The organism is Anaerotignum faecicola, from assembly GCA_024460105.1.
Lineage (GTDB): Bacteria > Bacillota > Clostridia > Lachnospirales > Anaerotignaceae > JANFXS01.
Window position 1 is genome coordinate 1 of the sequence record JANFXS010000345.1, and the last position, 431, is coordinate 431.

Consider the following 431-nt stretch of genomic DNA (forward strand, 5'->3'; position numbering starts at 1 on the left):
CTGATATCTGACATATCCCTCTTTGCCTGCCTGAAGCTCCGTTACAGAGAATACAATTTGTCCCTGTTCCGGCGTATATTTTATGGCATTGGACAATATATTCACCAATATACGGCTGAGGCGGAATTCATCTCCAATGAGGCTGTCATGTTTGATACTGCGTTTCTCCATGTTAAACGAAAGTTTTTTTCCTTTAAACTGCTCCTGAAACATAGATACAATGCCTTCCAGCATGCCCGACAGTGAAAAAATCTTATTTTCAAGCAGCATCTTGCCGCTTTCAATCCTTGACATATCAAGGATCTCATCGATCAGCGCCAGCAAATGCTTGGAAGAATACGAGATTTTTTTCATACAGTTTATCACTTTTTCAGGATCCCCGGCATACTGCTCCGCAATTGCTGCCATACCGAGAATGGCATTCATCGGTG

The 431-nt window shown here is 42.5% G+C and carries 1 protein-coding gene; it reads right to left on the reverse strand.

What is annotated here, in order from left to right; genetic code table 11:
* A partial coding sequence (locus NE664_14300; GenBank protein ID MCQ4727806.1) for a HAMP domain-containing histidine kinase occupies nucleotides 1-431 on the reverse strand: 431 nt, incomplete at both ends.